Source organism: uncultured Desulfovibrio sp. (assembly GCF_949282365.1).
In the GTDB taxonomy this organism is placed as follows: domain Bacteria; phylum Desulfobacterota; class Desulfovibrionia; order Desulfovibrionales; family Desulfovibrionaceae; genus Desulfovibrio.
In genome coordinates, this window is sequence record NZ_CASDOY010000062.1 from 1 (window position 1) to 10,682 (window position 10,682).

Genomic DNA, 10,682 nt, shown 5'->3' on the forward strand with positions numbered 1-10,682 from the left:
GTAGGGGAAGGCGGGACGGTGCAGTTCGTCCTGGTAGTCCTGGGTCAGCTGGTAGCACATGTCCTGGGTGTTGTAGCAGGCATATTCGCAGCGGGACTGGCCGAGGCAGGCTTCGGGGGTACGCAGGTTGGAGCCGGAACCGCCGAGGTCGACGTTCAGTTTGTGGGTCAGATCGTGGAAGATCTCTTCCAGCTGCGGGGTCTGGGTGCCCAGCAGCACGATGTCACCGGTGGAACCGTGCATGTTGGTGATGCCGGAACCGCGCAGATCCCAGATGTCGCACAGGTCACGCAGGAATTTGGTGTGGTAGTACTTGGCAGCGGGCTGGGCCACACGCATGGTGTGGAAGTGGGCCACGCCGGGGAATTTTTCGGGCTGGTCGCAGTAACGGCCGATGACGCCGCCACCGTAACCGAACACGCCCACGATGCCGCCGTGCTTCCAGTGGGTTTCCTTTTCTTCATAGGAAAGTTCCAGAACGCCCAGCAGATCTTCGGGGCAGTCGACCGGGATCTGGTAGTCGAGGCCTTTCGGATTGGCCGCGCGGGCGGCGGCTTCCTGTTTGATGTCGGACACAAAGCTCGGCCAGGGGCCGCTTTCAAGCTGGTCCAACAGGGGGGTTGCATGTTTCGCCATTGCCATACCTCCACATGGTTTGTTGTATCACATCGCGTGATGTGCCTTCGTCATGACGCTTGGGGCCGGAGGGACCCGGAGCCGCACACGACAAAACGCCGCCGGGGCGGCCTTGTCTTGCGGCCTGCACACATACTGGTGTGCCGCCCCAGGTGCTGTTCCCTGTCCGGCGTAGTCAGACGGGGGATCGCAGGCGCAGCGACAGACGCTGTTGGACGCTCGTCACTGCGGGCTGCAATGCAGTTCTGCTTCTTTTAGCCTATTTCTTTGGCAATGACAACCGCTGTTTCTTGTGATTGACCGCTTTTTCACAGCGCCGTCATCCCTGTCCCCCGCAGGGGCGGGAGGCGCGCCGCTTTGCCAGTTCTGTGAAAAAAATGTCATTTTGCATGTCGCGCGCCATCACGGCCCGGGCTGTCCTGCGCAGGTGCTGCCTCCGTCTGCTGCGGGGCGGTCACGATGCCCGCGGCAGGCAGCGGACGTGATGGGCGGACGATCCCTGCCCGTTGCGGGGGGCTGTGCCGGCCGCGCCCTGGCGGATATCCCTCACGTCTCGCGTGATTTCACGATAGCGAAGTTGTGCCGGCACGCGCCACGTCGCGGGCCCCGCCATGCGGCGTCGCGCCCGTATGGCATCCTCGCACGGGCCGCAAACCCTGCTGCGCCCGCGCTGACCATCCTCCTGCTCCCGGACGGGCGTCTTCGCCATGCCTGTCCGGCCCGCCCCCAGCCCCGGGAGCGGGCCGTTTTGCGGCTCCCGTACCGGCGTGCCGCACGCCGTCCGTGCCGCGGGGGAGCGGGGAGGGTCGCCGCGGGCCCCGTACCGTCGGGGCCGCCTTGGCAAAAAAAGCATTAGCGGCTATGGTGCGGGCAGCACAACACGGCCGCTGCGGCGGCCCCCAGAGGAACGAGCATGAAAGACGAGCGTGGTTTGTATTATTTCCCCAATGCCGCGGACCGCACGGCCCGCATGTATGTGCGGCGCGGTGAGGACGGCGGCGTGCAGTTCCGGCTCTGGCAGGCCGATCATCCCGAGGTCTGGGAGCGCCACCAGTGGCTGGATCTGCAGGTCATCGAGGAGGCGGCACGCCTGTACCGCGAGGAGCGCAATGCCGAGGCCGACCCGCTCAGGCTCTATGACGCCGCCGTGGCCCGGGCCCTGCTGGAGGAGGCCGGTCTGTGAGCGGACGCTGGTCGCCGGACCGCAGGGCCTTCCTGGTGCGCGATCTGGTGCGCGACTACTGCCGCGTCTACGAGGGCCTGGAAGAGCAGCGCCGCCGCTTCGAGCATGAAGGGGCGGTTTCGTATTCCTCCATCCGCGATCTGCTGGGCGAGGCCATGCGCAAGGGCGTGTTCTGGCGCCTCAAGGACACGGCGCACCACCTGTTCCGCAACAGCCAGGCCGCCGCGCCCGAAAAGGACGCCATCCTGCTCTGGCAGTATTCCGGCAGCCGCCACCCTGACGGCATGGTCAGCCAGCGCCCGGTGGAGGCCCTCATCGACTGGTGCGTGGGCTATGCCTTCCACGAATGCGCCAAATTGCGCGAGGACGCCTTCCAGCGCCAGCACTATGCCAACCGTCTGGCCCAGCTGGGCCGCCATCAGGGCGTCACGGCCGAGCTGTACGATCCCCTGCGCCTCTTGGGCGAGCAGACCGCCGAAAGTTCCGCGCGCGAGCTGCAGCGCATCCTGCATGTGCTGCGGCACGGCCTGTTCCTGCTGCTGCGCTATCTGGAAGGGCAGGAGGACAACACCCATCTGGCCCGCTGGCTGGTCATGGAGGAGGTCCGCGTCCGCGCGGTCTTCGGCGAGCTCTATGACGATCTGCTGAGCGCCCTCTACGGCGACAGGCCCCAGCGCCTGTACATGCTGGCGGCCTGGGACCTGCTGGAAGCCGGCCGCAGCGAGCAGGCGCGCTGCATGCTGGAATGCGCCGCCCGCCAGCGCCGTCTGGACGCCGAGAGCCTGACCCTGCTGCGCCAGCTGGAGCAGGTACGGGACGACGCATGAGGACGCGGCGATTCTCCCCGGCCCGCCTGCTGGGCAACCTGGTCTGCCTCGTGCTGGCGGCCGTGCTGCTGGCCGGTTGCGGCGGCAAGGACAGCTCCTGGCGCAAGGGCGGCGTGCCGGGCTCCAAGCCCTATACCGTGCGCGGCAAGACCTACTATCCGCTCAAGTCGGCCCACGGCTTCGTGGAGGAGGGCATCGCCTCCTGGTACGGCCCCGGTTTCCACGGCAAGAAGACGGCCAGCGGCGAGCGCTTCAACCAGTACAGCATCAGCGCCGCGCACAAGATCCTGCCCCTGGGCACGGAAGTGCGCGTGACCAATCTGGAGAACCACCGTTCGCTCATCCTGCGCATCAACGACCGCGGCCCCTTCGTGGACGACCGCGTCATCGACCTTTCGCGCGGGGCGGCCCAGCGCCTGGGCGTCATCGGCAAGGGCACGGCGCGGGTGCGCATCCAGAGCCTGGGCGATCTGCCCCAGGTGGAGGACGGCGGCGATGTGGTGCGCGGCACCTTCTTCGTCCAGGTGGGTGCCTTTTCCAAGAAGGAGAACGCCCGCGGCCTCATCGGCAAGCTCATCAGCAGCGGCCACAAGGGCCGCATGATCCTCGGCAGCAACAACCTCTGGAACGTGCAGGTGGGCCCGTGGGAGGATTCCCGCAAGGCCGACGACATGATGCGCGTGCTGCGCACCCTCTACCCCCACGCCTTCGTGGTGGGCGACGGCGGCGCGGGCTAGGAGGCCTGTCCGGCACTTCAGGGGCCCTTCCCGTCCGGGAGGGGCCCTTTTCCTTTTGCTCCTTCCCGGCCGTGGCCCGCCCGCGTGTCGCCACCGGATGTGGCGCCCCAGGGTCGGCTCCGCCGCACGCGCAGGGGACGACGGCTGGGGCGGCTCCCGTCGAGCGTCTTGCCCGGCTGGTCTCGCGGAGCTGCGGCACGTCCTTCGCGCCGCCTCTTTCTCCCGCGCGGCAGGACGGCGCGCCCGGGGCGCGGGCCCCTGTGCCGGCCTGCGGATTATGTGCGCCGGCGTTATTGTACTGCCCGCGCCAATGGTCTACAGTGACGGCGAGCCCCCGCACCGGGAACAGGGGGGCGCACCCACATACACGGCACGATGCCCGGCCGGGAACAGGGCCGGATCCCTGCCGCCGGCAGCGGGGGCCCCGTGCGGGCCCGCCCGGAGCTGCCGGCGATGTCTGCCGGCGCGCGTTTTGGCGGGGCATCGGATGGCTTTCAGAGTTGTCCATTTCGGGAACCACATGCTCAAGGAGGGAATATGTCCTCGCTCTACACCAGGGAAGAAGCGCTCGCGTACCACAGCGATCCGCGGCCGGGCAAAATCGAGACCGTCCTCACCAAACCCTTTGCCACCCAGAAAGATCTTTCCATGGCCTATTCCCCCGGCGTGGCCGAAGCCTGCATGGAGATCCACCGCGATCCCGCGCTGGCCTCGCGCTACACGGGCCGTTCCAACCTGGTGGCGGTGGTCTCCAACGGCACGGCCGTGCTCGGTCTGGGCAATATCGGCGCCGTGGCGGGCAAGCCCGTCATGGAAGGCAAGGGCGTGCTGTTCAAGTTCTTCGCCGACGTGGACGTCTATGACCTTGAGATCGGCCTCACCGATCCCGACCAGCTCTGCGACGTGGTGAAGGCCCTGGAGCCCACCTTCGGCGGCATCAACCTGGAAGACATCAAGGCCCCCGAATGTTTCTACATCGAGGAGAAGCTCAAGAAGGAGATGGGCATCCCCGTCTTCCATGACGACCAGCACGGTACGGCCGTCATCTCCGGCGCGGCCCTGCTCAATGCCTGCGAGATCAGCGGGCGCAGCCCCGAGAGCCTCAAGGTGGTCATCGTGGGCGCCGGGGCCGCGGGCATCGCCTGCGCCAATTTCTACTGCGCCCTCGGCGTGAAGCGCGAGAACGTGTTCATGTTCGACTCGCGCGGGCTCATCCACGCGGGCCGCACCGACCTCAACGAATACAAGGCCGCCTTCGCCCAGAAGGAGAACGTGGGCGACCTGGCCGCCTGCATGAAGGGCGCGCACCTTTTCCTGGGCCTGTCCAAGGGCAATCTGGTGAGCAAGGACATGGTGCGTTCCATGGCCGACCATCCCATCATCTTCGCCATGGCCAACCCCGTGCCCGAGATCAGCTATGAGGACGCCAAGGACGCCCGCCCCGACTGCATCATGGGCACCGGACGTTCCGACTATCCCAACCAGATCAACAACGTCTCCGGCTTCCCCTACATCTTCCGCGGCGCGCTGGATGTGGAGGCCACCGAGATCAACGACGCCATGAAGGTCGCCGCCGCCCGCGCCCTGGCCGAGCTGGCCAAGGAGCCCGTACCCGCCGAGATCCTCCAGGCCTACAAGGTGGACGCCATCAGCTACGGCATCGACTACGTCATCCCCAAGCCCCTGGATGCCCGCATCCTGACCACCGTGACCCCCGCCGTGGCCCAGGCGGCCATGGACAGCGGCGTGGCCCGTCGTCCCATCGGGGACATGGCGGCCTATGCCAGGTCCCTGGAAGCGCGCATCAATGCCTCGCACGACCGCATCCTGCCGTTCATCGACAGCTACCAGAAGTAGCCCGTTGCCGGAGGGGGCGCTCCTCACGGCGGACGCCCCTTCCGGTCTTTTTTGCTGCCTGTAACCTGAAAGGAGTTGCATCATGAGATTCCGTACCCTGCTTGCCGCCGTCGGCTGCCTGCTGCTCGGCGCTTCCCTGTGCATGGCGGCGCCCATCACCATGAAACTGGGCCATATCGCCGAGCCGGAAAACCCCTACGGCATGGGCGCCGACTACTTCGCCAAACTGGTGAAGGAACGCTCCAACGGCCAGATCGAGATCCAGGTCTTCCCCTCCAGCCAGCTGGGCAACCAGCGCGACCTGGTGGAAGGCCTGGTGTTCGGCACCGTGGACATGACCCTCACCGGCACGGCCGTGCTCGGCAACTTCATCCCCGAAGTGGCCGTCTTCGACCTGCCCTTCATCTTCCGCGACATCCCCCATGCCTACAAGGCCCTGGACACCGTGGGCATGGAGCTGTGCAAGAAGGGCGAGAAGCAGGGCATGATCACCCTGGCCATCTGGGAAAACGGCGTGCGCCACATGACCAACAACAAGCGTCCCATCCGTACGCCCGAAGACATGAAGGGCCTCAAGATCCGCGTCATGGAACAGCCCGTGTACATCGAGATGATGAAGGTCCTGGGCGCCAGCCCCACGCCCATGGCCATGAGCGAACTGTACACCGCCCTGCAGAAGGGCGTGGTGGACGGCCAGGAAAACCCCTTCTCCCACATCGCCACCAAGCGCTTTGACGAAGTGCAGAAGTACATCTCCCTCACCGGCCACACCTATGCGCCCGAGCCGCTGCTGATCAGCGCCATGGCCTGGAACAGGCTCAATGCCGAACAGCAGGCCCTGATCCGCAAGGCCGCCGAGGACGCCCGCGACTGGCAGCGCCAGCTCTGCCGCGATTCCGAAGGCAAGTTCATGCAGGTCATCAAGGACCGGGGCCACGCGGCCATCAACGACGACGTGGACAAGCAGGCCTTCATCAAGGCCACGGCGCCCGTGTACAAGCTCTATACCGGCAAGTTCGGCGACGCCACCATCAAGGCCATCCAGGCCATCGACTAAGCCGTCCTTCGGGCCGGACCCTCCCGGGAGGGTCCGGCCTTCGTGCCCGTGCGGAGTATGTGCATGTCCAGATTCTTGCGTTTCCTCGATTCCCTGCTCAAAGGCCTGACCATCGTCTGCATCGCGCTCATGCTGATCATCGTCTTCCTGCAGGTCATCACCCGTTACTGTTTCAACTACACGCCCAGCTTCGGGGAGGAACTGGCCCGCTACCTCTTCGTGTGGACGGTCTTCCTTTCCCTGCCGCTGCTGGCCCGCTCCGGCGGCCACATGGCCATCGAGACCCTGACCAACCGCCTCCACGGCATGAAGCTGAAGGTCTGCCGCCTGGTGGCGGACATCTTTTCCCTCTGGTTCCTCGGCATCATGGTCTGGCACGGCTGCAGGATGGTCATCCTCGCCCAGTATCAGACCTCCGCGGCCATGATGCTGCCCATGTCCTATGTCTACAGCGTCATCCCCTTCGGCTGCGCCGTCATGCTGCTGTACACGCTGGAAAATCTTGTCACGGTCATCCGCACGCCCGCGGATGAGCTGAAGTAGGAGGCCGGCCATGACAGCAGCCTTGTGGGTCATCCTTCCGACCTTTGCCGTCATCCTGGCCAGCGGCGCGTCCATCGGCGTGGGCCTCGGCCTGTCCTCGGCCATCACCATGTCCACGGTCATGGGCACGCCGCTCATCGCCGTGGTGCAAAAGATGTTCACCGCCGTGGACTCCTATTCCTTCCTGGCGGTGCCCTTCTTCATGCTGGCGGGGGCCTTCATGTCCGACGGCGGCGTGACCCGCCGCATCGTCAACTTCTCCATGGCCCTGGTGGGCGCGCTGGCCGGGGGCCTGGCCCTGGTGGTGGCCGTGGCCGGCATGTTCTTCGCCGCCCTTTCCGGCTCCTCCGCCGCCACCACCGCCGCCATCGGCGCATCCATGATCGACGAGATGGAACGCCGGGGCTATCCGCGCTCCTTCGCCGCCGCCGTGGTGGCCTCCGGCGGTACCGTGGGCATCGTCATCCCGCCCTCGGTCACCCTGGTGGTCTACGGCTCCATCGCCAACACCTCCATCGCCGACCTCTTCATCGGCGGCGTGGTGCCGGGCCTGTTCATGGGCGTGTCCATGTGCGTGCTGAGCTGGTTCATCTCCAAGAAAAAAGGCTACAGGGGCGAAGGCAGCTTCTCCTTCCGGCGCATCCTGCATTCCCTCAAGGACTGCTCCTGGGCCCTGATGATGCCCGTCATCATCCTGGGCGGCATCTACAAGGGCATCTTCACGCCCACCGAGGCCGCCGCCGTGGCCGCCGTCTACGGCGCCTTCGTGGGCCTGTTCATCTACAAGGAACTGAGGTGGCGGGACCTGCCCAAGACCCTTCTGACCGCCGCCAAGAACACCACCATGATCATGTTCGTGGTGGGCGCGGCCAACGTCTTCGGCTGGATCCTGACCTGGGCGCAGGTGCCGCACACCCTGGCGGGCTACTTTGCCACCATCACGGACAATCCCTTCGTCTTCCTCATGCTGGTCAACGTGCTGCTGCTCATCATCGGCACCCTGGTCAACGCCTCGGCCGCGGTGGTCATCGTCACGCCCATCCTGCTGCCCGTGGCCCTGGGCCTGGGCATCGACCCGCTCTTCTTCGGCGTCATCATGGTGGTCAACCTGGCCATCGGCTGCATCACGCCGCCTGTGGGCTTGGACCTGTTCGTGGTCTCCTCCATCACGGGCATTTCCGTGGACAAGATCACCGTCAAGGTCATGCCCTATCTGCTGACCCTGCTGGGCACCCTGGTCATCATGACCTACTTCCCGCCCATCGTGACCTCCCTGCCGCGCCTGATGCATTAGCCCGGACGCGGGGGCCTGCCGGGCCCGCGCCGGCCAGGAGCCCCGCGACGACGCGCGGCTTCCGCCGCCGCGCCGGCAGCGGACACAAAAGGATCGAAGACCTCCCGCATGGCCCGGAGCCTGCGGGAGCGCTTCGATCCTTTTTTTCGCGCCCTGTCCGGGGCGCATCGTCTGCGGCGTGCGTTGCCGCCGTACGGCAGCGGACACGGCGGGACACCGGACGGGAACGGCCGGGCAGCGGCACACAGGATGCGGACGGGGCGGCCCGTCCGCTCTGCGCCGGCAAGGCATGCCCCGGCGGCGGGAGCTGTGTTTTCAGGGACGTCGGGAATTTCGCGTCGGGCTGTCCCGAGGCGGACGATGGCAGCAGGGGTGGCGGCCTGTCCGGCCGCCGGGAAGCCCGCGCGGCCGCGCCGGAGGGACACAGCGGTCTGTCGTGCCGTCCGGCAGGCGGAGGTCGCGGCGGGCGGGCTCAGAACAGCGAGAGATGTTCCCGTACGGCCCTGGTATGCCGGGCCAGGGTGCTCTGGCGGCAGAAGCGGCGCACCAGCGGCAGGAAGCCGGAGGGCTCCAGCGCCAGTTCCTGTCCGAACAGGCGACGCCGGGCGCTGTAGCTCACATAGAGGGCGCGGGCGGCGCGGGTCAGGCCCACATAGAACAGCCGCCGTTCTTCTTCCAGCCGTCCGGCCTGCGCGGCGGCGGACATGTCTTCGTCCGGGGCCCCGAAGAGCAGCTCGCGGCGCAGGGGCAGCAGGCCCTCCTCCAGTCCGGGCAGGAAGACCGCCTGGAACTCGAGGCCCTTGGATGCGTGCAGGGTCAGGATCTGCACCTGTTCCGAGCGGGCGCGGATGAGTTCCGCCTCATGCTGCAGGCCCAGCTGGCGTACCAGCGCTTCCCACTGGCCGCAGTCCTGCCACAGGCGGCAGAGCCGCTTCCAGGCCGCGCCCTGCCACAGGGGCGCGGGCAGGCGGCTGTGCCCGGAAAGCCGGGCCTGCAGGGCCTGCGGATCGGGCAGGGGCGCTTCCGGCGGCAGGGCCAGCACGCTTTCCAGCAGGGGCAGCAGGTCCTCGCTGTCCGCAGCGGGGGCAGCACGGGCCGGGGCCTCACCCTGTCCGCGGGCCACGGCCAGACGCAGCACGGCGCCGCAGAGCGGGTCCTGCCAGCAGTCCTCCTGCGCGGGCGCGGCGCAGGGGATGCCCTCCTGCTCCAGCGCATGGCGGATGACCGGTATCTGGGCCTTGAGGCGCACCAGCACGGCCACGTCGGCGGGCGAGAGGTTCCCGGCCAGCTCGTCTTCCTGTCGCAGCTGGTCCATGAGCGTGTGCGCCGTGGCCCCCAGCAGCCGGCGGATGCGGGCCGCCACCCAGCGGGCCTCGGCCTGCTGGTCGGGCGCGGAAAAAAGGTGCAGGCGGGCCTCTTCCTGCCGCATGGCCTGCAGCGCGCCGCAGTGCCCGCGGCCTTGCAGCAGGCTCTGGGCCATGTCCAGCACGCCCTGGCTGGCGCGGTAGCTCTGGCCCAGACGGCAGACGCGCAGGGCGGGCCAGAGGGCGCGCAGGCTGTCCTCGCTCTGGCCGCTGGCGCCGCGGAAGCCGTAGATGGCCTGATCCGGGTCGCCGATGCCGAAAAAGCCCTTGCCGTCCTCGGGCAGCAGGGCGCGGATCAGGCGCAGCTGTATGGGCGAAAGGTCCTGCACTTCATCCACCAGCACATGACGCCAGGGCAGATCCTGGGTGCGGCGGGCCGCCTCGGGAGCCGGTGCGGCGGCCGTCCGGCCGGTGAGGGCTTGCGCGGGAGGCCGCTGCCCGGGCGCCGTCTGCCGGGGGAGAGGCGCTGCGGGGCCGGGGGCCACCATGCCCAGCAGGGACATCTGGCGCGGCACGGGGCGGCCGCTGGGCGGGGCGGGCAGCCTGTCCGTCCCGTCCGCGCTCTCCGTCCTGCCCGGTTCGCCCGGTTCGTTCGGGCCGTGCGTGGCCGCGCGCGGCGCAGGGCCCGTGGCCGTCGTGCCCGCCGCATCTCCCGTGTCCGCCGTGTCCGCCGGGGATGCCGGGGACACCGGCAGCCGGGGCGCTGGGGACACCTTGTCCGCCGCCTCGCGGCAGGCCTGTACCGCCCTGTCCGCCAGCAGGGCCCGGCAGGCGGGCGGCAGCAGGCTGTGCTCCAGTTCGGGCCGGATGTCCTCGCCCCGCAGCAGACGCAGATGATAAAGGAAAAATTCCAGCAGGTCGGCGTAATCCAGCAGGGGGCTGCGGCTGCGCAGGCTGCGGGCCGCCTGCCAGTCGCCCACGGCGGCGCGCAGGTCGTCGGGGAGCCCGTCCGCGGGCAGGCCCTGCTCCCGTGCCCACTGCAGGCGCTCCCAGAGGCGGCGCAGGGCCTTGCCCTCCTCGCGGCTCTCCGGGTGCCCGGCATCCACGAACAGGGCCCGGGCCGCGTCTTCGGGCAGGAGCAGGGCCGTGGGCAGCTCCCGCTGCACCACGCTCCAGGCCAGGGCGTGCAGGGTGTCGCAACGGGGCAGGCCCGCTCCCGCCGCCGGCTCCGTGACCGGGGGCGG

At 68.1% G+C, this 10,682-nt stretch carries 8 protein-coding genes and 1 pseudogene; 7 read left to right on the forward strand and 2 right to left on the reverse strand.

All coding sequences use genetic code 11. The annotated features are described in order from the left end of the window. Positions 1 to 636 (reverse strand): annotated as a pseudogene (locus tag Q1X76_RS09320) (sulfite reductase, dissimilatory-type subunit alpha); the annotation flags it as partial. 913 nt (positions 637 to 1,549) lie between these two features. Here Q1X76_RS09320 and Q1X76_RS09325 point away from each other — a divergent pair. The 7 genes from Q1X76_RS09325 (at position 1,550) to Q1X76_RS09355 (ending at position 8,134) form a co-directional block, all read left to right on the forward strand. Beyond that, positions 1,550 to 1,819 carry a hypothetical protein gene (locus tag Q1X76_RS09325; protein ID WP_300719484.1) on the forward strand — a complete coding sequence of 90 codons (270 nt, stop codon included), beginning with the start codon at positions 1,550 to 1,552 and terminating at the stop codon, positions 1,817 to 1,819. Beyond that, positions 1,816 to 2,646 carry a hypothetical protein gene (locus Q1X76_RS09330; RefSeq protein WP_300719486.1) on the forward strand — a complete coding sequence of 277 codons (831 nt, stop codon included), beginning with the start codon at positions 1,816 to 1,818 and terminating at the stop codon, positions 2,644 to 2,646. The genes Q1X76_RS09325 and Q1X76_RS09330 overlap by 4 nt, the downstream gene beginning before the upstream one ends. Beyond that, complete coding sequence (locus tag Q1X76_RS09335; protein WP_300719488.1) at positions 2,643 to 3,383, forward strand: septal ring lytic transglycosylase RlpA family protein; 741 nt, start codon at positions 2,643 to 2,645, stop codon at positions 3,381 to 3,383. Before Q1X76_RS09330 ends, Q1X76_RS09335 begins: the two co-directional genes overlap by 4 nt. A 537-nt stretch (positions 3,384 to 3,920) precedes the next feature. Continuing rightward, entirely contained in the window at positions 3,921 to 5,240 is a 1,320-nt protein-coding gene (locus Q1X76_RS09340; protein ID WP_300719490.1) for a malic enzyme-like NAD(P)-binding protein, read from the forward strand. Between the two features lie 82 nt (positions 5,241 to 5,322). Beyond that, positions 5,323 to 6,297: a DctP family TRAP transporter solute-binding subunit gene (locus Q1X76_RS09345; protein ID WP_300719492.1), complete on the forward strand. Its 975-nt coding sequence runs from the start codon at positions 5,323 to 5,325 to the stop codon at positions 6,295 to 6,297. A gap of 63 nt (positions 6,298 to 6,360) precedes the next feature. Next, positions 6,361 to 6,840 (forward strand): TRAP transporter small permease, encoded by a 480-nt coding sequence (locus Q1X76_RS09350; RefSeq protein WP_300719494.1) that lies wholly within the window; start codon positions 6,361 to 6,363, stop codon positions 6,838 to 6,840. A gap of 10 nt (positions 6,841 to 6,850) precedes the next feature. After that, positions 6,851 to 8,134 carry a TRAP transporter large permease gene (locus Q1X76_RS09355; protein ID WP_300719496.1) on the forward strand — a complete coding sequence of 428 codons (1,284 nt, stop codon included), beginning with the start codon at positions 6,851 to 6,853 and terminating at the stop codon, positions 8,132 to 8,134. A 472-nt stretch (positions 8,135 to 8,606) separates the two neighbouring features. On the opposite strand, the gene Q1X76_RS09360 is transcribed toward Q1X76_RS09355, so the two are convergent. Next, the coding region (locus Q1X76_RS09360) for a 3'-5' exonuclease (protein WP_300719498.1) at positions 8,607 to 10,682 on the reverse strand (2,076 nt) is incomplete at its 5' end.